Origin of the sequence: Sphingobacterium kyonggiense, assembly GCF_039536825.1 — a bacterium.
Lineage (GTDB): Bacteria > Bacteroidota > Bacteroidia > Sphingobacteriales > Sphingobacteriaceae > Sphingobacterium > Sphingobacterium kyonggiense.
Genome location: NZ_BAAAZI010000004.1, coordinates 50,419 through 72,775 on the forward strand (window position 1 = coordinate 50,419; position 22,357 = coordinate 72,775).

The window sequence follows — 22,357 nt, forward strand, 5'->3', positions numbered from 1 at the left end:
AAAATGGATAGAAATAACATTCTAGGTTTTGTTTTAATCTTCGGTATCCTGATCGGCTCTTTTTATTTATTAAAGCCCTCAGAAGACGAGATTAAAAAGGAACAACAACTTCAAGACTCAATTAAGCATGCCCAGAATGGAACAGCCCCTGTTGCTGACTCCATGAAGACCGCGCAATTAGTACCTCAAACTCCAGACTCTGTTTTATTAACTCAGCCTTTCGGTGCTGCATCGGTTGGTCAGGAACAAGATTTAATCTTAGAAAACGAACGCTTGATCGTTAAATTAACGAACAAAGGTGGCCGTGTTAAATCAGTAGAATTAAAAGAAGAAAAGAATTTCGATGGAACGAAAGTGGTTCTATTTGATGGAAATGAGAACCGTTTCGGATTAGAATTCAATATTCCTGGTAAGGCAGTAAAGACCAATGACCTTTACTTCCAAGCTCAGGGTGCTGGATTTTCCGTTACTGGAAAAGATTCCAAATCACTGACCATGCGCTTGTCTTATGCTGCTGATAAATACATCGACTACATCTATACACTTGCTGGAAACGACTATAACCTGAAATTAGACGTGAAAGCAGTTGGTCTAAATGATCTGATGGATGTGAAGTCGCAGACAGTATTACTGAACTGGCAGTCTACCCTACTTCAAAAAGAACGTAATGTAAAATCTGAGCGTGAGAAATCGGCTATTTACTATCGTGATGTAGAGGGATCGGTAGATCACCTTTCTGAAACCAGTGATGAAGAAGAAACTATCGAGAAAAAGGTTAATTGGATCGGTTTCAAACAACATTTCTTCTCAACAGTATTGACCAGTAAGGAAGGATTAAGCAACAGTAAATTGAAGTCAACTTTCATGACCCAGGATGGTTATGTGAAGAACTACCAAGCTACTGCGGAACTTCCTGCATTAAATCAGCCAAATACCCAATACAGCTTCAGCTTCTTCTTCGGCCCAAACAAGTATAAAACCTTAAAGGCTGAAGGGAATGGATTTGATAAAATCATCAATATGGGTTGGGGACCAATGAGCTGGATCAACAAATTCATTACTGTACCGATTTTTGATTTCCTTGATGGATTCAACATGAACTACGGTATTGTGATCCTAATCTTAACCTTGTTCTTAAAATTATTGATGTTCCCATTGACCTACAAGTCATACCAATCCATGGGTAAAATGCGTGTGTTAAAACCACAATTGGATGAGATTAAAGCGAAGGTAGGCGATGATAACCCAATGTTGTTGCAACAAGAACAAATGAAGCTTTATAAACAAGCAGGTGTTAATCCGCTTGGAGGATGTTTGCCTTTGCTATTGCAAATGCCATTTACCCTAGCGTTCTTCTTCTTCTTCCCGAACTTGTTCGAATTGCGTGGAGAAAGCTTCCTATGGGTTAAGGATCTATCGACTTATGATGCGCCGATCACTTTCCCTTCTCTCTTCGGATTTATTGATCACATCTCGTTAATGTGTGTGTTGATGACGATCACCACCTTATTAACCACTTGGTATAATAACGCGACATCCGCAGGAGCAAACAATCAGATGAAATACATCGGTTACTTTATGCCGTTGATTTTCTTCTTTGTATTAAACAGCTTCCCTGCAGGTCTGAACTATTATTACTTCCTTTCTGCGGTACTTACCTTCTTAACGCAAGTATTGATTCGTCAATTCGTAAATGATGATAAAATCTTAGCGAAAATCGAAGCACACAAAAAGAAACCAGAATCAGAGAAAAAATCATCTTTCCAAAAGAAAATGGAAGATATGATGCGCGCTCAACAAGCAGCTCAACAAAATAAAAACAAGAAATAATCCCCATAAAGGATAACTTAGAAAAAGCGATCGAATGTCAATTCGGTCGCTTTTTTTATGCTTAGATGAACCCTCTGATAAATATCAAATCAACTCCTCTGTCCTTACATCCTAATTCACAAATTATCCACTTAAAACAGATCAATTAACACCTGCCATACGATCATAAATTTCACCAAAAACCCCATATTCTTTCGCCTAAATTCTGGTGTCTTTCGTCTGTTGTCTCATCTCCGTTTGTCTTTTTTTTTACCGTTTTAGTCTCAAATCTAATAGCGAAGCGGTCTCACATCACATATCTATTTCAAGGGTTTCCTTCGTTACTTCTTCGGATCTCCTTCGGAACTTGTTCGGATCTCGTTCGGATCTCGTTTGGTTAGAAGCGAACGAGATCCGAAAAAGATCCCTATCGGATCCCTAGAAATTCCGTCTGAGTCTAAACCCAAACCATAAGCATTATACAGCTTGAATGTATTTAAACTCAAATCAATTTTAGCGTGTTAAGGGAATGATGTAACGTAGCGGTAGATGGGAAATAAAAAAAGTGCACAATTAAATCATTGTGCACTAAGCTATCTTGTTACAGATTATTTTTAGAACTTATACAAAGGCGCTGAATCCTGTGATGCTTCGTCCTACAATCAAAGAATTGATTTCTTTGGTTCCTTCGTAAGAATAGATAGCCTCGGCATCTGCCAAGAAGCGGGCAACGTTATATTCCAAAAGAATTCCATTCCCACCCATAACCTCTCTTGCTCTGGAAACGATATCACGCATACGCATAGTACAAAACACCTTGGCTAAGGAAGCATGTTCATCCTTTAGTTTTTCATCGTCCTGTATTTCCGACAGGCGGAAAACCAAAGTCTGCATGGCGGTTAAATTGGACAGCATTTCGACCAGGTGATTTTGGATCAATTGGAAGGAAGCAATTGGCTTTCCGAACTGTTCTCTCTTGATGGTGTAATCTAAGGCATTTTCATAGGCTCCACGGGCACATCCCACTGCCATCCATGCCACACCTGCTCGAGTCATCTGCAGCACCTTGGCGGTGTCTTTAAATGAATTTGCAAAAGGCATGCGATCAGATTCCGGAATACGGCAATCGGTCAAGGTGATCAATCCATTCTGAACAATGCGTAAGGCCATTTTATCTTTGATTTTCTCTACGGAAAACCCTGGATTTTCTTTTCGAACGATAAAACCCTTCACCTGTTGATCATCTAAATCCCTGGCCCAGATAATCGTGATATCCGAGAAAGTGGAGTTTCCGATCCATTTTTTCTGTCCATTTAGCACCCAGGTATCCCCTTCTCTTTTACAGGTGGTGGTAAGACCACCGGCAGTAGCCGAACCTACCAATGGTTCAGTTAAGCCAAAAGCCCCAATTTTCTTAAGCTGTTGCATAACAGGTAACCATTCGTTCTTCTGCTCATCCGAACCACACATATAGATTGACCCCATGGCAAGACCGCTCTGTACACCTAAAAATGTAGCGATGGAAGGATCGATACGCCCAAACTCACTGGCAATGATACCGTCCATTAAAGATGTACCACCGGCACAGCCATAGCCTTCATAGACATAGCCGCATACATTAAGCTCAGCGAGCTTGGGGATGACCTCAAAAGGAAATTCATCATGTAACCAATATTTGTTTACTATAGGCTTAATTTCTGTTTCCAAGAAATGCCGCACCTTCATCTGTAGGGCTTGATCTTCGGCAGATAATTTTGAGGAGACCTCATAAAAGTCGGCATTAATGGGTGGAGCTTCTCTTTTTTTCTTACTTCCAGTCAACATTTTCATGGCCATTTTGAGCTGATTTTCATCCATTTTTGATACAGATGACAAAACTTCGGATAAATCAACTTTCTGTGAGATTTTTTCCAATTGCTCCAAATCCACTGATTTAAAGAGCTTTATAGCATTTTTTAGTTTATCGAACATATATGTAATTTAAAAAAATAACAAAAATTTAACAAAATTTGTTTTTTGTTGTTGCAAATCAGCAAAACAGTAGTATATTTGCGCTGCCCAAAGCAAAAAGGATTAAAATAATCTACTGAGAATCAACTCATTTAAAGTGATTATAAAAAAAATATTTTTTTTGGGTTACCTTTCTAAGGTATGAGGTATTAAGGATTAAATAAACAAATTTGTTTCAACTAAATAAAAAATTAAAAATGAAAAATGTATTAAAATTCGGATTCTTAGGTTTAGCTTTAACTGTAGCTGTTGCTTCTTGTAACAACGCTGAAACTAAAACTGAAGCTGCTACTGATTCAGCTGCTAACGCTATCGATTCAACTGCAAACGCTGTTTCTGATTCATTGAAAAACACTGCTGATTCAGCAATCAACGCTGTTGATTCAACTGCTGAGCAAGCTGTTGATTCTTTGAAGAAAAACGTTCAATAATCCGAACAAATTCAAAAATACTCCAAAAGCCCGTTTTAGAAACGGGCTTTTGTTGTTTTTGTCGAGGACAACAGAGGATAGACAACAGATTTCAGACTATTGAATTTATAGGTTGAAGCCAGTCTATCCAAGATTTCGTAAAGTAACATCTTGACATTTCTACCGTCTGATGTCTAATGTCTATTGTCTTTTGTCTCCTCTTTCCTTATTTTTACCGCCAAAATATATTATAACTCATGACATTATCCCCACTTACCGCAGTTACGCCGATTGATGGCAGATATTACAATAGCACGAAAGATTTATCAAACTACTTTTCCGAGTTTGCCTTGATCAAATACCGTGTATTGGTGGAGGTAGAATATTTTATTGCCCTGTCTCAATCAGGCATTCCGCAACTTAGTCATTTTGATGGTAGCTTAAATGAAAAGCTACGCGATATCTACCGTAACTTCAGTTTGGCGGATGCTGAATGGATTAAGGATACCGAGAAAGTGACCAATCACGATGTGAAAGCTGTTGAATATTTCTTGAAAAATGAATTTGAGAAATTAGGATTAACGGATTCTTTAGAATTCATCCACTTCGGATTAACATCTCAAGATATTAATAACACTGCTATTCCCTATTCCTGGAAAGCGGCCATTGATGCCGTGTATTTACCGGCAATTCAAGAATTAGTGGACGAATTGAAATCATTATCTAATTCTTGGGAAAAAGTTCCCATGTTGGCTCGTACGCACGGACAGCCCGCATCTCCTACGCGTTTAGGAAAAGAAATCAAAGTCTTTATCGAACGTATAGAGAAACAATTGAACTTATTGACGCAGGTTCCTTACTCTGCCAAATTCGGTGGTGCTACAGGTAATTTCAATGCACACCATGTAGCTTATCCAAACAATGACTGGGTGGCATTTGGAAATAATTTTGTCAATGAGGTCTTAGGTTTGGATCGCTCGCAAACTACAACGCAAATTGAACATTACGATAACTTTGCTGCTTCTTGCGATAACTTGAAACGCATCAACAACATCGTTATTGACCTTTGTCGTGATATCTGGACTTACATTTCCATGGATTACTTCAAACAGAAAATTACTGCGGGTCAAATCGGTTCTTCGGCAATGCCTCACAAAGTAAACCCTATTGATTTTGAAAATGCAGAGGGTAATTTAGGCTTAGCGAATGCTGTATTTGAACATTTATCAGCGAAACTTCCAATTTCCAGATTACAGCGTGATTTAACGGATTCTACCGTATTGCGTAATGTAGGTGTCCCTATGGCGCATACGTTAATTGCGATTAAATCTACCTTACGCGGATTACGTAAGTTAATCTTAAATGAAACAGCATTCCAAGAAGACCTTGAAAACAACTGGGCGGTAGTTGCTGAAGCTATTCAAACGATATTGCGTCGTGAGGGATATCCAAAACCATATGAAGCATTAAAGGATTTGACGAGAACAAACAGCCACGTTACGCAGGATACCATTGCGGAATTTGTAGAGAACTTACAAGTATCCGATGAGGTAAAGGCAGAGATCAAGGCTATATCACCAAGCAATTATACCGGGGTTCAATTATAAGCTTTGACGCCCCAATGACGGGCTTACAGCTTGAAATACCCTATATTTGTTAAATTTTTATTAGAGAGAACATGGCAACAATAAACGTATATACAGAAAGTACCCCTAATCCGGCAACCATGAAATTTTTGGTTAACAAGCTGTTAATCAATGGTAGTTTGGATTATCCAGATCGGGAGAAAGCACAAGAGTCAGCATTTGCCCGTGAATTATTCAAATTCAATTTTGTAAATGGTGTATTCTTTGCCAGCAACTTTGTTACCATCACCAAGACAGAAGATGCGGAATGGTCGGATATCGAAGCATTATTGAAAGAGTTCGTTAAAGGCGCTGTTGAATCTGAATTGGCTGTTAAACCTGAGGAGCACTCCGAAGAAGTGGTATTCGAAGGAAATGATGTAGAAGTGAAAATCCAACAGGTTCTACACGACTATGTACGTCCAGCTGTAGAACAAGATGGTGGTGCAATCGCCTACAAGTCATTTGACAACGGTATAGTAACGGTTGAACTTCGTGGTTCATGCTCAGGATGTCCATCTTCTACCATCACTTTAAAAGCCGGAATCGAAGGCTTATTGAAACGTATGGTCCCAGAAGTGGATGAAGTTGTAGCGAATGCGATGTAGAGAGAGACCGCTTTTGGGTAATATATAGTAGTTAGTAGTTAGTATTAAGACCTATCCCGGAAAACATTACCTAAGTGAAATCGCTGAAATTTGAGATATGAGAAAGTAAGCGTGTTAGTCTTAAAGATATTAAAAAGGACTTGTGAGATGATTCACAAGTCCTTTTTTTATTTGGTTTGAAGGAGATATATCCCCAGACATGAACGAAAAGAATGCCCGTCCGAATTTATAATAGAAATCAGACGTGAGACACCAGATTTCAAAAACATATTTCATACAGTAGATGTGAGATTTTAATTCTTTAATCGGTCGATACGTGTAGCATCCCAACAAGTATTCATGCAATAACAAACCATGGGTCTAAATACTAACTACTTGATACTAAATACTCCCCCAACAGCGGTCTATTATTCATTAAAAATCATTAACTTTATCCGCAAATTATCGAAATATTATACATTAAGATGAGTGCAGATATAACAAAACTTGAACAAATCGCTTCACAAGTAAGAAGAGACATCGTTCGTATGGTACATGCATGTCAATCGGGTCACCCAGGAGGTTCTTTGGGTTGTACTGATTACTTTGTTGCATTGTACTTTCATGCCATGAAGCATGATCCTTCCTTTAACATGGATGGTATCGGAGAAGATCTTTTCTTCTTATCGAACGGTCACATTTCCCCAGTTTTCTACAGTACATTGGCGCGCGCTGGATATTTCCCAGTGAGTGAGCTTGCTACCTTCAGAAAAATCAACTCTAGACTTCAGGGTCACCCAACTACACACGAGCACCTTCCAGGAATCCGTGTAGCTTCTGGTTCCCTAGGTCAAGGTCTTTCTGTAGCGATCGGTGCTGCTCAAGCGAAAAAATTAAACAAGGACAACAGCCTGGTTTATGTATTGATGGGTGATGGTGAATTGCAAGAAGGTCAAGTTTGGGAGGCAGCAATGTATGCGCCGCATAACAAAATGGACAATATCATTGCAGCAGTTGACTACAACAATGCGCAGATCGATGGTTCTACTGATGATGTTCTATCTCTAGGCAACCTACGTGCTAAATGGGAAGCATTTGGATGGGATGTCATGGAAGTTGCTAATGGAAATGATATGCAACAAGTGATCAATGGTCTAGATGAGGCTAAATCTCGTACTGGAAAAGGAAAACCGGTGATCATTTTATTACACACAGAAATGGGTAAAGGAGTAGATTTCATGATGGGATCTCACAAATGGCATGGTGTTGCTCCAAATGATGAACAATTGGAGATCGCCTTAAATCAAATTCCTAGAACAATTGGTGATTATTAATTCGTAGACCCTTTTGTTGGATCTTCTTAGGGTTAGAGCCTTAAATTCTTTCCCGACGAATCAGACTGCATAACATGAAAAAATACACGTATACAGAATCAAAAGATACACGCTCTGGTTTCGGCGCCGGATTATTGGAAGCTGGAAAACAGAACGAAAATGTAGTCGCACTATGTGCTGACTTAATCGGTTCATTGAAAATGAACGACTTTATTAAAGCATACCCTGAGCGCTTCTTCCAAATCGGAATTGCAGAAGCAAATATGATGGGTATTGCTGCTGGATTAACCATTGGTGGAAAAATCCCTTTCACAGGTACTTTCGCTAACTTCTCTACTGGTCGTGTTTATGACCAAATCCGTCAATCTATCGCTTACTCCGGTAAGAATGTGAAAATCTGTGCTTCACACGCTGGATTAACATTGGGTGAAGATGGTGCAACTCACCAAATCTTAGAGGATATCGGTTTAATGAAAATGCTTCCGGGCATGACTGTTATCAATCCTTGTGATTTCAATCAAACCAAAGCAGCTACTTTAGCGTTAGTAAACCATGAAGGACCTGCATACCTTCGTTTTGGTCGTCCGGTAGTTCCTAATTTCACACCTGCTGATCAGACATTCGAGATCGGTAAAGCAGTCATGTTAAATGAAGGTACTGATGTAACCATCATCGCTACAGGACATTTGGTTTGGGAAGCTATTCAAGCTGGTGAAGAATTGGAGAAATTAGGAATCAATGCTGAGATCATTAATATTCACACCATTAAACCATTAGACGAAGAGGCTATCTTGAAGTCAGTTACCAAGACAGGATGTGTGGTAACAGCTGAAGAGCACAACCGTTTAGGAGGTCTTGGAGATAGCGTTGCGCAATTATTGGCGCAGAAATTGCCTACTCCTCAAGAGTATGTTGCTGTAAATGATAGCTTCGGTGAATCAGGTACACCAGCACAATTAATGGAAAAATACGGATTAGACGCTGCACATATTGTAAATGCAGTGCGCAAAGTAATCAGCAGAAAATAATACCTATGGAAGATTCCCTGATAATAGCAAAGTTTGCAGACGAAAGTACTCGCGAAGAGGCTTTCCGCTTATTGCTAAAAAAATATCAGCAAAAAATCTATTGGCACGTCAGACGAATGGTTATTGACCATGATGATGCGGATGATGTGGTACAAGATATTTTTATCAAAGTATGGCGCAACTTAGAAAAGTTCAGGGAAGACTCGCAACTGTATACTTGGTTATACCGAATCGCGACCAATGAGTGTATTACTTTCTTAAATAAAAAGAAACAGAAGCAGAGCGTATCGTTAGATGACGAGAGCTCTGCTTATTTATCAGAATCGTTAGCAGACGGTTCCTATTTCAATGGTGATAAAGCACAATTGAAATTACAACAAGCCATACTAACTTTGCCAGACAAACAAAGACTTGTTTTTAACATGAAGTACTTCGAGGACATGAAATATGAAGAGATCTCTGAAGTATTGGGAACAAGTGTCGGTGCATTGAAAGCTTCATACCATTTAGCAGTTAAAAAAATAGAGAACTTTTTTGCTGCGCACGATTAAACCTTTTGGCCTCTAAATCATCTATTAGTGTACCATGAAAGAATACAACACATATCACGAAAACACGGGAAGCAACCACTTACCTAATTCGTTGCGTGTCAACCCTTTCATTGTACCTGATAACTACTTCAATGAACTTCCTGAGAAAATCCTTTCACAAGCTAAGCTTGAAAAACTAAAAGGAGAACAAAACACAGGATTTACAACACCTGAAGGTTATTTCGATACATTGGAATCGCAACTGATCAGCAACATTAAATTCGACGGATTACGGGGGGGTGATAACTTCCAGGTACCTGAAGGGTACTTTGTGGAGATGGAAGATCAGCTGATGGCCCAGGTAGCTATCGATAAGTTCCAAAGCGAACAAGAACAAGAAGTACCGCAAGGATACTTTGAAGGTCTTACCGACAGGATTATGGCACGTGTGCAAGAAGATGAGCACAGCTTGGCACCTATGGCGGATGGGTTTACCGTCCCTGAAGGTTACTTTGCTGAAGCGGAAGAGCACATGATGGCCAACATTGCAGTAGAAAAACTAAAAGCTACGGTGGAAGCCGATGGATTTGAAGTTCCGCAAGGATACTTTGATCAATTGAAAGACCGCATCTTGGATCAGGTAAATGATACAAAAATCATACAAATGCCTGCTGCCACTAAAGATGCGAACCATGGTAGCAGCAAACGTAAATATGCTTGGTTAGGCGGTGTTGCAGCCGCATCTGTAGCCATCTTCTTAACTTGGAACAGCTTTAATCAGGATCAACCTCAATTTTCTAAGGAGAATTCCGTAGCTTTGAATGAGATACCTAAAGAGGAAATCCTAAATTATCTTTCAAGTTACAGTGATGCATCAGATATCAGCGAGTTTGCCGAGTATATTTATGAGCCTGAAGACTCTAAACAGATTGGTAGTGGAATCGATGATGAAGATTTAGAACTTTACTTAAATTATACATTATAATGGTTCGTTTAAAACATGTTATTACAACGATTTGTCTGATTTTGTTTGCAAGTGCCGTGGCTATGGGACAGTCTAATCAGGAACGTTTTGAAGCGATCGAGAAACAAAAGGCTGCCTACATTTCCAAACAATTGCGCTTGACTCCTGCAGAAGCTCAACGCTTCTTTCCTTTATACAATCAGTATTTTAAGGAGATTATGGATGTCAAATCAAAAAAGAATAAGCGTTCAGCTGATATGAGAAACTCCCAAAGAAGCAATTTCAGAGGTAGTCAAGATATCATTGAATTTGACGCTCAAGAAGTAGAAATCAAAAAAGAATACCGATCTAAGTTTGCCGAGGTTATCGGTCAAGCCCGGTCTTCCCAATTCTTTGCAGTAGAACAAGAGTTCATCAAACTCCTCTACAAAGAACTTGAAGGTCGAAATAAAAACTAAAGAAGCTCCATTTAAGGAGCTTTTTTTATGGCATTCCCGAGACAGAGCCTACCCTAAAGCAAGCTATATTTGCTATTTTTGCACTTTATCCATCTTATCATGATTAGTAATCGAGAGCTATTCTTAAAAAATACAGCCCAAACATCCAATTCCCCAAGATTAATTGAAGTTGAACGTGCCGAAGGTATTTACCTTTATGGCCCTAACCAACAGAAATATATGGATTTGGTTTCTGGCTTTAATGTGAGTAATATCGGTCATCGCCATCCAAAGGTATTGGATGCTATAAAACAGCAATTGGACAAATTCATGCATGTCACCGTATATGGCGAGTTCGTGCAAGCGCCACAAGTGCAGTTTGCTACTGACTTGTTGAACGTATTACCAGATAGCTTTCAATCGGTTTATCTCACCAACTCGGGTGCAGAGGCCGTAGAAGGTTCCATGAAGATCGCGAAGAAATACACTGGACGCAGACAAATTATTGCCGCCAAACAAGCTTACCATGGAAGTACACAAGGTGCGCTTAGCCTGATTGGCAATGACGAATATCGTAGAGCTTATGCTCCCCTACTTCCCGAAATCGACTTTATAACCTATAATGACATAGCGGATTTGGACGCTATTACAGATCAGACTGCTGCTGTCATCATAGAGGCTATTCAGGGCGAAGCAGGCGTACGTGTTCCATCTAAGGAGTACATGAAGGCCTTGAGACAGAAATGTTCCGATACAGGGGCGCTATTGATCTTTGATGAGATACAAACTGGTTTTGGACGTACAGGCAAGTTATTCGCATTTGAACACTTCGATATTGTACCAGACATCCTGATGCTGGCAAAGGGTATTGGTGGTGGAATGCCCTTAGGTGCTTTTGTCGCTCCCAAGGAAATCATGGATGTCATCAAAGACAATCCGATGTTAGGTCATATTACCACGTTTGGAGGTCACCCAGTCAGCTGTGCTGCTGCAAAGGCCTCTTTAGAGGTGATCATTCAAGAAAAATTGGTTGAACAAGTAGCTGAAAAAGCACAACTATTCCGTGAGGAATTGCAAATGCCACAAATAAAAGAAATACGTGGCTTAGGATTGATGATGTGCTTGCAGCTAGAGAATTTCGACCAGGTGTATGCAGTAAGTAATTATTGTGCGGAGAAAGGGATTATTATCGACTGGTACCTGCATTGCGAAACAGCATTACGTGTGGCTCCTCCATTGACCATTAGCACAGAACAGATTAAAGAAGCATGTAAAATAATTCGGGAAGCAATTGTCAAATTCTGTTAGTTTCATTAACTTGCTAAGACAATTTCTACCTAGACTTAAACACATGAATAACAGAAGAGACTTTTTAAAGAAAGGTTTATTGGGTATAGCAGCGACTACCGTTGGCACTTCCCTAGTACAAGCTGAGGATTTCTCGGCAGCTAAATCTGGTAAAATCAGCCTAGCAAATAATGATATTATTTTATTTCAAGGTGATTCAATCACTGACGCTGGACGTAATAAAACCAATGCAGAGCCCAATGTTGCCAATGCTTTGGGGACTGGTTATGCTATGCTTGCTTCCAGTACCTTGTTAAATGACCATGCTTCTAAAAACATCAAGATCTATAACCGTGGGATTTCGGGCAACCGTGTTCCCGATTTATTAAACCGTTGGGATCAGGATGCCCTAGCGATTCAGCCAAACGTACTCAGCATCATGATTGGGGTCAATGATTTCTGGCGCACGAAAGACCGTGGGGCAGTAAATACTCCTGAACAGTATAAAGGCCAATACAAGGAATTGCTGGATAAAACATTCAAAGCATTACCCAATGTAAAATTGATTATCTGTGAGCCTTTCGCTGTCAACAATGTCAATTATGTGAACGACTCTTGGTTTCCAGAGTTTACAAAATACCAGAATGCTTCCAGAGAATTAGCAAAAGAATACAAAGCCGTGTTCTTACCATTCCAACAAGTATTTGATCAAGCATTGAAAGCAAATAATGGAGCTTATTGGACAACGGACGGTGTACATACTAGTCTTGCAGGGGCAAATTTAATGGCCAAAGCTTGGTTAGATCTTATTAAAAAATAAAGCTATTTAACAGCTTTTCTAACAATAAATAAGGGCAAAACGATCAGTTTTGCCCTTTTTATTTCTATTTCTTGTTGAGTTATAATACCCGAACTAACAAACCTTTTAGGTATTCCCCCTCAGGGAAGGAAGCCCGTACAGGGTGGTCTTCAGGTTGTGAGAACTGATGAATAAACTGAATTTCCTTTCCTGCATCCAAAGCTGCCCAAGCTAAAACTTGTTTGAAGGTATCAATATCCATCGCACCTGAGCAGGAATAAGTTGAAAGCAATCCTCCACTATTCAGTAAAAGCATGCCTCTTCTATTTAAGTCTTTATAGGCACGCGAAGCCTTTTCCAATGAAGAACGCGAAGGTGCATATTTAGGTGGATCTAACACAATAAGATCAAACTTCTCCCCTTGCTCACCTAAATCACGAAGGTATTTATTGACATCCGATTGTACTGCCTGATGCTTGCTAACATCAAAGCCATTATTACGAACATTATTTATTAAAGTCTCAATCGCTAAAGCGGAACTATCAACGGAAGTCACCGAAGCAGCGCCTTCTCGAAAAGCATTTAATGTAAAGCCTCCTGAATAGCAAAAACAATCCAATACCCTTTTACCTTTGGTATATTTAGCTGTAATTGCTCTGTTTTCTCGTTGGTCACAATAGAAACCGGACTTCTGCCCTTCCACAATATTTACTTGATAGCTAATTCCATTCTCTATAATATCCACAAAATTTGGTGGTGTCTGTCCGAAAAGAAGACCGTTGGTATCGGGCAATCCCTCATGCTCACGGGACTTAAGGTCACTGCGTTCGTAAATACCCAATGGCTTTAAAGTGTTTGCCAGCTCATCTACGATGATGGCTTTGACAGCTTCTGTCCCTGCAGCATGCACCTGAATGGAAATATAATCGGCATATTTGTCGGCTATTAATCCTGGGAGGAAATCAGCTTCAGCAAAGATTAATCGAACAGTATTGTTGTTTTCTGTCAATAAGGCTTTCCGATTATTGACTGCTTTAGCCACTCTTTTTCTCCACCAAGCTTCATTAATCTCTTGTTGTGGATCCCATTCCAAAAGGCGAACTGCCACCCTTGAGTTTCCATTATACATACCATAAGCAATGAATTCTGCTTCTTGGTTGAAGACGGAAACGATGTCCCCGTTCTGCGGTTTACCATGCACTTGTGCTATAGCTCCCGAAAAGATCCAGGGATGCAACTGCCAGGCAGCCTTATCCTTCCCTTTGTTAAGGATTATTTTTTTCATGGTTGCAAAAGTAAACAGAATTGAAAAAAACAAAAGGTATTATTTTTATTTTTTATACAAAAATCAACTAAATCTTTCGTTCAAAATACTGTATATTAGAGCTGTAACCAATTTGAATTTTTATGAAAACCACACGAATCCTGTGCTATGCCCTCATTACGCTATGCATGCTGCCCTTCCTATCTTTTGGCCAACAAATTGAAATTTCTATTAAATCTGATAACATAAAGCCTGAGATCAGAATCCAAGCTCCAGTTAATGGAACCTATTTTTACGACAGTAAAATGGATACTTCTTTGAATCAACAGAATGAACTCATGCTTACTTATCCAGCATCAAATGCCGGAGCATATACCATATATTATCTCGGTACTGGCACCAAGCTTTATTTAAATCCAGGAGATAAAATCCATATTAACTATACCACAGATGCCAATAAGAAAGTTCAAGCTAGTATTAGTGGAAATAATCTAGCTGGACAAAAACATGTTAACACTATAAAAAGACCCTTTTATCAACAGGTTGCTGAAAAACACCTCCATAAACACGGCAGCATTGAAGCCGCACAAGAAGCTATCTTCAAGAATATGAACAAAGAGATTGGGCAATTGGATTCCTTACTTAAAAATAAAGAGATCAATCAAGCTTTCTTTGACATGGCAGCTGCCGAAATAAAAACTTACAACTATTCTTTAGCAGCATTTGCTTTACAAGATTCGATGTATCGCATTAAAAGAGCATTAAAGGATGGCCTATTACCTGATTCCACAGCAAATTTCTTCGTGAATAATTGGAAAAAGGTAATCGCCAATTATGACTTTCATGATAAACATAACTTGAACAACAGCAGCTTTATGGATTTATTAGAAATCCGAAATGCATTTGAAGGTTATTACTTTGAGCCAAAGACTTTCAAACAAGTCCAAGCTCATGATAAAAAGGACAGCTACCTGGATTTTATGTTTTATTCTTATACACTGAATCCTGACATCGTAAATGATGAATATGTAACAGCCATGCTGTTCTCCAACACCTTGATGCAGGAGAATTTCGAGCAATTACTTGTTACAAAATTTGATGAATTTAAATTGAAATATCCAAACAGCAATTATTCTCCATATCTAGAACCCGAAATCCAAAAGGTTCGTGAATTCAATCAGAAAGCAGCAGCAAACTTCAGTGAAAACACACACTTCATTAAAGATTACGAATCATTTACTGATTTCAAACAAGTACAAGACTACTTTAAAGACAAGTTAGTCTATATCGATCTTTGGGCAACCTGGTGTGGACCATGCAAGGCTGAGTTTGCCTATAACAAAGATCTTTCTGAATATGCTAAGGCCAATAACATAGTCAAGGTTTTCATTTCGGTAGATCGAGCAGAAGAGGATCAAAAATGGAAGGAAATGATCAAGTATTATGAGCTCGAAGGCCATCATATGCGGGCTTCAGAAAACCTATCTAAACAGATAGCTGAAATGTTCTCCAAAGATTTCAATGGTCAAAGGGGATTTGGTATCCCCCACTACATCATCCTGAAAAATGGTGAGTTAGTACAAAAGGATGCTATTCGTCCAAGTAGATTGAAAGACCTAAAAGAACAATTCAAAACTTACCTATAAACTTCATTCACAGCATACAAAAAGGGGAATATCAACACAATATTCCCCTTTTTAAGTTTTTCAAAGTCTAGTTATTAACGAGCAAATAGGTCTTGAAAACCTGATAATCAACAGGCATCTCGGTTGCTAATTTAGCTTTATCTGCCAATAGTTCTGCTCCTTTTGGAAGTTTCACTGCTTTAAAGGCTTCTTCGGCTATTGCCTCCGGAAATTTACAAGGATGTGCCGTAGATAAGAATACCGAAGCATAAGTACCCGGATGATCCTTTCTATATTGCTGTGAAGCTAGGTAGGCAATCGCTGTATGCGGGCAAGCCACATAATTAAAGGAATCAAACAGTTCGCTCATGCCCTGCTTCGTCTCTTCATCCGTATAGGTATAAGAACTAACCATCGCTTTTAAAGCTACTTGATCTTGTTGGAACATATCCTGTATCCGAACCCAATTACTTGGATTTCCAACATCCATTGCATTAGCTAAAGTTTGAACAGATGGTTTTGGTTCATATAATCCAGTTTCCAGAAACCGAGGTACCGTATCATTTACATTGGTAGCAGCCACAAAATGTGTTACCGGTAAACCCATTTTATAAGCTAATAAGCCTGCCCCTATATTTCCAAAATTACCACTCGGCACTGTAAATACAACCTCTTGTTGTCCCTGAGCTTTCAACTGCGCATAAGCCCAGAAATAATAAAATGTCTGCGGAATTAAACGAGCAATGTTAATGGAATTCGCTGAGGTTAAGCGAAGCGATTGATTCAATTCCTGATCATTAAATGCCTGCTTCACCAATGCCTGACAATCATCAAAAGTACCATCAACCTCAATTGCACGGATATTTTGACCATTGGTCGTTAATTGTTCCTCTTGGACTTTGGAGACTTTCCCTTTTGGATAAAGGATCGTTACACGCGTTCCTTCAACGCCTAAGAAACCTAAAGCTACAGCTCCTCCTGTATCCCCTGAGGTTGCTACCAATACATCCAATAGATCATCCCCTTGTTTGGAGAAATAACCCATCACTCTGCTCATAAAACGAGCTCCAAAATCTTTAAAGGCATAAGATGGTCCATGGAATAGCTCCAATACTGCCGTATCTGCACTTAAGAAACGTAATGGAGAATCAAAATTCAAGGCATCGTCTATGAGCGCCTTTAGATCCTTATCGGGAATATCATTTCCTATGATGGCTTTAGCCACGGTAAAAGCAATTTCCTGAAAAGAGTACATCGGCAGATGTTTCAGAAAATAAGGATCCAATTTTGGAATCTCTTCCGGCATATACAATCCCTTATCCTGCGGCAGGGAATTAAAAACGGCTTCTTGAAAAGAAACGCGCAAATCTTTATTATTGGTACTGTAGAATTTCATGTTTTTGAAGATTAAAGCTTAAGATTTAGAAAGCACTTTAGGACCTTCCAGGTTAACTGCAGATAAATATTGGAAGCTTTCTATGCCTTGCTGGTTAAGGTGCGCCTGTATGGCATCTATGGCTTTCTGAGCAGCTTCCTTTCCTTTGGAAATAGCAACAACCGATGGTCCAGAACCTGAAATACCAAAACTCAATACACCAGCTTCTAATGCTAATTGACGCATTACCTCAAATTCAGGAATCAAGATGGACCTTGTCGGCTCAATCAATACATCTTCCATACTACGACTAATTAAATCATAATCCGAAGTAAATAAACCCGAAACCAAACCTGCGATATTTCCCCATTGGGTAACCGCATCTTTCAGAGCTACCTTCTCTTTTATCAATTGACGGGCATCCCGAGTTGGCACATCCACCTGTGGAAATACAATCCCTGCAACCAAATCCTCCGGAACTGGCAAGTTGATAATATCCAAAGGCTCATAACCTCGAATCAAAGTAATCCCTCCCATTAAGGCCGGAGCAACATTATCGGCATGTCCATGACCACAAGCTAGGCGCTCTCCCTCGACACAGAAAGGCATCAATTCTGCCTTCGTCAAAGGCTCCCCTAGTAAGGTATTGATGGCAAAAAGACCTGCTACAGTGCTGGCAGAACTAGAGCCTAAGCCACTACCAATTGGCATATGCTTGATTAAATCTATACTTACACCTACTTCTTCACTTAATCCCAAATGTGCCAAATACATCTTGACACAGGCACTTACCGTGTTTTTATCCGGATCCAAAGGCAGTCGGCCATCATCTCCTTGAATGGAACGTATAGTTACGCCAGGTTCCGCTTTGCGTTCCATAAAAACTTCATCACCGGGATGATCTACGGCAAATCCTAAAATATCAAAACCACAAATCATATTGGCCACTGTTGCCGGTGCAAATACCCGTACCTCTTTTAACCATTTGGAAGAATCCAATGCCACTTGACCTTCCTTTATATCTACTGCTGAATAGCTCATTTTCTTGTTGTATCTATTTGTAATAATTAATAAATGGATAGGCTTAAGCACCTACATTGACTAGATCGGCAAATACACCTGCCGCGGTAACCTCTGCTCCGGCACCCGGTCCTTTAACCACCAATGGTCTATCTTTATAACGCTCTGTGCAGAAAGAAATGATATTATCAGATCCCGAAAGCGCATAAAATGGATGTTGCTCATCCACCATTTGAAGACTGATCTTGACTTCTCCATTTTCCAAACTACCAATGTAACGGATCACCTTTCCTTGTTCTTCCGCATCCTTTTTCAATTGGTTGAAATAATCTTCTGCCTTTAACAATTCCGTATAGAATTCATCGACAGTACTTGCCTGTAAACAACGCTCAGGAAGAATATTACCTAACTGCACATCAGCAGATTCCAAAGGATAACCAGCATCTCTTGCCAGGATTAACATCTTACGCATAAAATCAATTCCACCTAAGTCATCCCTTGGATCGGGCTCTGTGTAACCTAATTCCTGCGCCTTCTTCACTACATCATAAAATGATGCATCCCCCTTGAAATTATTAAATATATAAGAAATCGTACCGGATAAAATTGCCTCAATCCGCAAGATACGGTCTCCGCTCAGCATTAAATCTTTCAATACACGAACGATTGGTAAGCCAGCCCCTACATTAGTTTCATAAAAGAAATCTACCCCATGTTTTCTAGCTGTTTCATGCAAACATTTGTATTGTTCATAAGAACCCGAATTGGCAATCTTATTACAAGTAACCACCGAGATATTCGATTTAAAAATCTCCTCATAATATGTCGAAGGTAATTTACTGGCAGTATTATCAATGAAAACACAGTTTGGAAGATTCATGGCTTGCATGGCTTGGATAAAAGAACCCAAATCTGCTGCCGTTCCCTCATTCTCCAATTGCTCTTGCCATTCTGATAGATCAATCCCCTCCTGATTAAAAACCATCTTTCTGGAATTGGAAATACCCACCACTTTGATCTCAATATCATTCTGTTCCAATAGGAAATCATGCTGTTTATGCAATTGCTTGAACAATGTAGCTCCAATATTTCCTGTACCCACATTGAAAACATAAAGTGTTTTTTTCAGTTCGGCAAAGAAAGCATCATGAACCGCATTGAGCGCTTTGGCTAAATCTTCCTTATTAATAATTACCGAAATGTTAAACTCAGAAGAACCTTGAGCTATCGCACGTACGTTGATACCGTTTCTACCCAAAGCATGAAACAAACGTCCTGACATACCCGGCGTACGTTTCATATTCTCCCCTACGATAGCTAATATCCCTAAGTCTACTTCAATTACAGGAACACTTAATTTATTAGCCAAAAGCTCCAATTCAAATTCGGTATTGATGAGTTGAACAGCCTTATGCGCATCATTAGGGTTAACCGCAAAGGTGATACTATGCTCTGATGATGATTGTGTGATGAGAATTACATTGATTTGCTCTCTTGCCAATAAAGTAAACAGACGACCGCTAAATCCAGACTTGCCAACCATTCCACTACCGGTAAGATTGATGACCGAGACATCTGAAATGCTGGATATACCTTTAATCGGGTAACCTGATTTCTCACTTTCAAATTGAATACGTGTACCAGCAAATTCTGGTTGGAAGGTATTTCGGATCACAATTGGAATTTTCTTCATAAAAGCAGGAACCATGGTTGGCGGATAGATTACCTTCGCACCAAAGTAAGATAATTCCATGGCCTCGGTATAGGATAAAACCGGTAAGGAGAATGCTTTTTTAACCACACGAGGATCAGCTGTCAACATACCATTGACATCTGTCCATATTTCAATTGCTGAGGCATTTAGTACCGACCCAAAGATGGCAGCTGTATAATCGGAGCCCCCTCTTCCAAGGGTAGTTACTCGACCTTGCTCATTCGAACCAATAAAACCAGTCACAAAAAGCAGTTTCCCACTGTGTGTTTGTGCTAAAGCTTGAATAAGTTGATTGGTTAAGGTTTCGTTCAGATGAGCATTTCCAAAATTGGAATCTGTTTTTATATAATAGGAAGCATTGATGTATTCTGATTCTGGAATTTCCTGTTCCATGATCTTTGATACCAGATAATTGCTGCAACGCTCTCCATAAGAAAGGATCAAGTCCTTGCTTTGCAGACTTAACTCGCGGAGCGCAAATACCCCCTGGAGCAAGTCTTCCAATTCATTCACCAGTAATTTTAACTTAGTCAATACTGGATTTTGGTACTTGACGGCAATTAACTTTTTGACAACATCAAAATGTTTAGTCTCTAGACTTTTCAAATCGTCCATAAATGGAAGACCTGCTGCAGCATCTTCCGCCATTTTTGTCAACAGGTTGGTAATTCCCGACATAGCCGATAATACAACTAAGGGCTGTTCGCCGGATTCATAAGTCTGTTTGACAATTTGCAAGACGGCTTGGATACTTTCTACGGAACCTACGGATGTTCCGCCAAATTTTAAGATTTTCATGCGAATGCGCTGTTTAAGTGTTTGTTTTTTGTTTTAAAATAAAAAAGCCTTCCCTGGTGGAGGAAGGCTTCATATATCTGTACTAATTACTATACAATAGAATCACTTCCTCCGTTGAATTCCCCCGGTGGTAATAATAATTGTGATAATAATAGACGAATAATTCATTAATTCTGCTTTTGTTTTTCCAAATATATTACAATTATTCATATAAAGCCCATCTTTTATTAAAATATTTCAAAAAATACGCTTTTATGCTTTAAATCTTATTTTATTACGTTCAGACAGCTATTTATTAAAATTTTGTAGTGGAATGACTATAAAGAAGAAGTGTTAAAAATGTTAAAACTTTGTTAAAAGACTTAAAAATTGTTTTGAATTCTATACAGTATGTCTTACATTTGCTTCAGCTTGTTGGAAAAATTACAAAAATATCAAGGTAATCAGCAAGTTACATGGTTGTATAAAAAAGCGATTTAATGAAAACAAAGAAACTAGGGGCAGTGATGCTTCTCATAGGCTTATGTCTATTCTCGCAGGCTCAGACTAGCCAGAAGTCATCTGATCCAGATAACCTAGCAAAAGAATACTTCTCTCAAATCATGGGCGTTGCAGCAAACGCCACCAGCAACACGAAACTTTATCAATTTGTATATGAATGGTTAGGAACTCCTTACCGCCTTGGAGGTGACTCGAAACGTGGTATTGACTGTTCTAAATTCTCTTTAGCTGTATATGAAAATGTTTTCAATACAACTATCGGATACAACAGCCGTAACCAGTACGATAATGTTACGCCTATTCGTAAGAATGATTTACAAGCTGGAGATTTAGTTTTCTTTAAAATCAGAAGCAGAAGCATTACACACGTAGGTGTATATTTAGGTGATGATAAATTTGCTCATGCTTCTTCCTCTAGAGGTGTTATGGTGAGCAATCTAAATGAAGCCTACTGGAAGCGCTATTATTACAACGGTGGCCGTCCTAAATTAGATGACAACCGTGTCATGACGGCAGATGCCAATAAAAACGAAAAAGGAAACTTAAACTAAGCTACAACACAATCTCGTAAGGTATCTTATTAAAATAAGTTCAAGAATATAAAAATAAAGTCCGAAGGTCCAGCTTTCGGACTTTATTTTTATAAAGATTTGCTAAATTTACCTCCATATATTAATACGACGAAAACGCGAATATGTCTTCTAAGAAAACTCTCATTCTAAACAAAGAGCAGATCCACCAGAAATCTAAGCGGATTGCTTATCAAATCATCGAAGATAATTTTGACGAACCTGCCATTGTATTGGTCGGGATTGCTGACCGTGGATATGTCTTTGCACAACGTCTTCAGAAGTTACTGCAAGAGATCGCTCCTGACAAATCCTTCGAATTGCTAAGTGTCTCTATCGAAAAGACCAAACGCAACTTGGAATCTTCTACTGATGGTGATTTGGATATTGCCAAGAATAAAGTTGTCATCTTGATTGATGATGTGTTAAATAGCGGTAGAACCTTAGCCTATGGTTTAGGTGTATTTATCAATATCCCACTAAAACGCATGCGTACAGCGGTTCTTATCGACCGTAGTCACCATCAATTCCCGGTATTCAGCGACTACTATGGCTTGAAGTTATCAACTATTCTTAAAGAACATGTAGAAGTGGTATTGGAAGAATTTGATCATACCGAAGATGCAGCCTACCTATCTTAAGGATAAGGTGGAAATAACATATCATAAAGA

Annotated in this window: 19 protein-coding genes; 14 read left to right on the forward strand and 5 right to left on the reverse strand. The window is 39.2% G+C overall.

Annotation, left to right across the window (positions count from 1 at the left end):
* The first annotated feature begins 3 nt into the window (after positions 1 to 3).
* The gene (yidC, locus tag ABD676_RS01355) at positions 4 to 1,830 is read left to right on the forward strand and encodes a membrane protein insertase YidC (RefSeq protein ID WP_344672875.1); all 1,827 of its coding nucleotides are present in this window, start codon (positions 4 to 6) and stop codon (positions 1,828 to 1,830) included.
* A 600-nt stretch (positions 1,831 to 2,430) separates the two neighbouring features.
* Here the strand turns inward: yidC and ABD676_RS01360 are convergent.
* A complete protein-coding gene (locus ABD676_RS01360) occupies positions 2,431 to 3,780 on the reverse strand; it encodes an acyl-CoA dehydrogenase family protein (RefSeq protein ID WP_344672876.1) in 1,350 nt (449 codons plus the stop codon).
* Positions 3,781 to 4,016: 236 nt separating this feature from the next.
* Here ABD676_RS01360 and ABD676_RS01365 point away from each other — a divergent pair, with 236 nt between their 5' ends.
* The 10 genes from ABD676_RS01365 to ABD676_RS01410 all read left to right on the forward strand — a co-directional run bounded on the left by ABD676_RS01365 (position 4,017) and on the right by ABD676_RS01410 (position 12,841).
* Complete coding sequence (locus ABD676_RS01365; protein WP_344672877.1) at positions 4,017 to 4,250, forward strand: hypothetical protein; 234 nt, start codon at positions 4,017 to 4,019, stop codon at positions 4,248 to 4,250.
* Between the two features lie 236 nt (positions 4,251 to 4,486).
* Positions 4,487 to 5,836: an adenylosuccinate lyase gene (gene purB / locus ABD676_RS01370; protein WP_344672878.1), complete on the forward strand. Its 1,350-nt coding sequence runs from the start codon at positions 4,487 to 4,489 to the stop codon at positions 5,834 to 5,836.
* A gap of 71 nt (positions 5,837 to 5,907) precedes the next feature.
* On the forward strand, positions 5,908 to 6,462 hold the full coding sequence (locus ABD676_RS01375) for a NifU family protein (protein ID WP_344672879.1): 555 nt from the start codon (positions 5,908 to 5,910) through the stop codon (positions 6,460 to 6,462).
* Positions 6,463 to 6,926: 464 nt separating this feature from the next.
* Positions 6,927 to 7,775 carry a transketolase gene (locus tag ABD676_RS01380; RefSeq protein WP_344672880.1) on the forward strand — a complete coding sequence of 283 codons (849 nt, stop codon included), beginning with the start codon at positions 6,927 to 6,929 and terminating at the stop codon, positions 7,773 to 7,775.
* A gap of 74 nt (positions 7,776 to 7,849) precedes the next feature.
* The gene (locus ABD676_RS01385) at positions 7,850 to 8,803 is read left to right on the forward strand and encodes a transketolase family protein (RefSeq protein WP_344672881.1); all 954 of its coding nucleotides are present in this window, start codon (positions 7,850 to 7,852) and stop codon (positions 8,801 to 8,803) included.
* 5 nt (positions 8,804 to 8,808) lie between these two features.
* Positions 8,809 to 9,354, forward strand: coding sequence for an RNA polymerase sigma factor (locus ABD676_RS01390; RefSeq protein WP_344672882.1), 546 nt, complete (start codon positions 8,809 to 8,811; stop codon positions 9,352 to 9,354).
* A 34-nt stretch (positions 9,355 to 9,388) separates the two neighbouring features.
* Positions 9,389 to 10,318, forward strand: coding sequence for a hypothetical protein (locus tag ABD676_RS01395; RefSeq protein WP_344672883.1), 930 nt, complete (start codon positions 9,389 to 9,391; stop codon positions 10,316 to 10,318).
* Between the two features lie 62 nt (positions 10,319 to 10,380).
* Positions 10,381 to 10,755 carry a hypothetical protein gene (locus tag ABD676_RS01400; protein WP_344672884.1) on the forward strand — a complete coding sequence of 125 codons (375 nt, stop codon included), beginning with the start codon at positions 10,381 to 10,383 and terminating at the stop codon, positions 10,753 to 10,755.
* 99 nt (positions 10,756 to 10,854) lie between these two features.
* Entirely contained in the window at positions 10,855 to 12,042 is a 1,188-nt protein-coding gene (locus ABD676_RS01405) for an aspartate aminotransferase family protein (protein ID WP_344672885.1), read from the forward strand.
* Positions 12,043 to 12,085: 43 nt separating this feature from the next.
* The gene (locus tag ABD676_RS01410; RefSeq protein ID WP_344672886.1) at positions 12,086 to 12,841 is read left to right on the forward strand and encodes an SGNH/GDSL hydrolase family protein; all 756 of its coding nucleotides are present in this window, start codon (positions 12,086 to 12,088) and stop codon (positions 12,839 to 12,841) included.
* Between the two features lie 79 nt (positions 12,842 to 12,920).
* On the opposite strand, the gene ABD676_RS01415 is transcribed toward ABD676_RS01410, so the two are convergent.
* On the reverse strand, positions 12,921 to 14,105 hold the full coding sequence (locus tag ABD676_RS01415; RefSeq protein WP_344672887.1) for a class I SAM-dependent rRNA methyltransferase: 1,185 nt from the start codon (positions 14,103 to 14,105) through the stop codon (positions 12,921 to 12,923).
* Positions 14,106 to 14,227: 122 nt separating this feature from the next.
* On the opposite strand from ABD676_RS01415, the gene ABD676_RS01420 reads away from it, so the two are divergent.
* Complete coding sequence (locus ABD676_RS01420) at positions 14,228 to 15,730, forward strand: TlpA family protein disulfide reductase (RefSeq protein WP_344672888.1); 1,503 nt, start codon at positions 14,228 to 14,230, stop codon at positions 15,728 to 15,730.
* Between the two features lie 67 nt (positions 15,731 to 15,797).
* Here the strand turns inward: ABD676_RS01420 and thrC are convergent, their stop codons facing one another.
* The 3 genes from thrC to thrA are packed head-to-tail and all read right to left on the reverse strand — an operon-like array spanning position 15,798 to position 20,616.
* The gene (gene thrC, locus ABD676_RS01425) at positions 15,798 to 17,105 is read right to left on the reverse strand and encodes a threonine synthase (RefSeq protein ID WP_344672889.1); all 1,308 of its coding nucleotides are present in this window, start codon (positions 17,103 to 17,105) and stop codon (positions 15,798 to 15,800) included.
* Positions 17,106 to 17,123: 18 nt separating this feature from the next.
* The gene (locus ABD676_RS01430; protein WP_344672890.1) at positions 17,124 to 18,125 is read right to left on the reverse strand and encodes a homoserine kinase; all 1,002 of its coding nucleotides are present in this window, start codon (positions 18,123 to 18,125) and stop codon (positions 17,124 to 17,126) included.
* A gap of 43 nt (positions 18,126 to 18,168) precedes the next feature.
* On the reverse strand, positions 18,169 to 20,616 hold the full coding sequence (gene thrA / locus ABD676_RS01435; protein ID WP_344672891.1) for a bifunctional aspartate kinase/homoserine dehydrogenase I: 2,448 nt from the start codon (positions 20,614 to 20,616) through the stop codon (positions 18,169 to 18,171).
* 479 nt (positions 20,617 to 21,095) lie between these two features.
* On the opposite strand from thrA, the gene ABD676_RS01440 reads away from it, so the two are divergent.
* Together ABD676_RS01440 and ABD676_RS01445 are read left to right on the forward strand one after the other, a co-directional pair.
* Positions 21,096 to 21,668 carry a C40 family peptidase gene (locus ABD676_RS01440; protein WP_344672892.1) on the forward strand — a complete coding sequence of 191 codons (573 nt, stop codon included), beginning with the start codon at positions 21,096 to 21,098 and terminating at the stop codon, positions 21,666 to 21,668.
* A 143-nt stretch (positions 21,669 to 21,811) separates the two neighbouring features.
* Complete coding sequence (locus tag ABD676_RS01445) at positions 21,812 to 22,327, forward strand: phosphoribosyltransferase family protein (RefSeq protein WP_344672893.1); 516 nt, start codon at positions 21,812 to 21,814, stop codon at positions 22,325 to 22,327.
* Positions 22,328 to 22,357 lie beyond the last annotated feature (30 nt).